Source organism: Collinsella sp. SGI.184 (assembly GCF_050313415.1).
GTDB lineage: Bacteria > Actinomycetota > Coriobacteriia > Coriobacteriales > Coriobacteriaceae > Collinsella.
In genome coordinates this window covers 1-950 of record NZ_JBNPLJ010000042.1, presented here as the reverse complement: position 1 = coordinate 950, position 950 = coordinate 1, and the positions used below count along the sequence as shown (strand labels likewise).

Below are 950 nucleotides of genomic sequence, written 5' to 3'. Positions count from 1 at the left end.
TGCCGATCGCGCGGCAGCTCATCTGCCAGTCGCCGGCGTGCCAGGCGGTGTCGCCCTCCGCCACGCTCTGGTAGATCTCGGGCGTGATGTCGTCGACGAAGTAGTGCGCGCTCGCGCCCTGCCCCTCGTTGCGCGCGAAGTACGTCGCGTTGTTGCGCGCGGAGGCGAGCGTCGCCGTGAAGTGCACCACGATGCGGTCGATCGCGCGCGAGCGCCCGCGCGTCATGTGGTCGCTCCCGCACTGCTTGAAGAGGATGCTATACGCCACCGGGCACCCCCTCGAAGCCGCCGTCCTCGCCCTCGTCGGGCTCCCAGCCGTCGGGCGCTGCCGCCTCGACGCCCTCGCCGCGCAGCGCCTCCCAGCGCTCCTCCTCGCTCGCGAACTTACGCCCGTCACTCATCGGTACCACCGCCCGACGGCAGCGCCGCGCCGAGCTCCGCCATGACCGGCGACAGCACGGCCATCACGAGCGCCACCACGACCGCGCGCCACTCCGGCTCCAGCACCGCGCAGCCCACGAGCATGTCCACGTTGGCCACGACCACGCCGAGCACGCCCTGCACGATGGTCCGCGCGAGTCTCCACGGCCACTCGTTGGATGTCAGGAAAGCCTCCATCATTGCCCCTTCCTCAGGTTGTCGATCTCCGCCTTCACGACGGCGACGTCCTGCTCCAGGGCGTAGGTGCGCTCGACGAGGCAGTTGTGCCTCTCGACCTGACGCGTCAGGTTGTCGATCTTGACCTCCATGACCGCGCGGCTGCGCGAGTTGGACACGAGCACCCCGGCGAGGGTGAGCACCCCCGTCACGAGCGCCGCGACGACCGACCCCATGCGCGCCTCCTCCCCGGACGGGAACGCCCCGCCCTCTGGGAGAAGTGTCCGATGCGGTCACAAACGACTATGTTTAGCTGCGGTAATGTTGCGAAGCGTCGCCTTCCGTCGCTTCAC

4 protein-coding genes are annotated in these 950 nt (G+C 69.4%); all 4 read right to left on the bottom strand.

Annotation, left to right across the window (positions count from 1 at the left end):
- On the bottom strand, positions 1-268 hold a 268-nt coding region (locus tag ACQRAJ_RS08745), incomplete at its 3' end, for an N-acetylmuramoyl-L-alanine amidase (RefSeq protein WP_427748385.1).
- Entirely contained in the window at positions 258-401 is a 144-nt protein-coding gene (locus ACQRAJ_RS08740) for a hypothetical protein (protein ID WP_427748384.1), read from the bottom strand. The genes ACQRAJ_RS08745 and ACQRAJ_RS08740, both read right to left, overlap by 11 nt.
- Positions 394-621, bottom strand: coding sequence for a hypothetical protein (locus tag ACQRAJ_RS08735; protein ID WP_427748383.1), 228 nt, complete (start codon positions 619-621; stop codon positions 394-396). The genes ACQRAJ_RS08740 and ACQRAJ_RS08735 overlap by 8 nt, the downstream gene beginning before the upstream one ends.
- The gene (locus ACQRAJ_RS08730; RefSeq protein ID WP_427748382.1) at positions 618-833 is read right to left on the bottom strand and encodes a hypothetical protein; all 216 of its coding nucleotides are present in this window, start codon (positions 831-833) and stop codon (positions 618-620) included. The genes ACQRAJ_RS08735 and ACQRAJ_RS08730 overlap by 4 nt, the downstream gene beginning before the upstream one ends.
- Between the last annotated feature and the right edge of the window lie 117 nt (positions 834-950).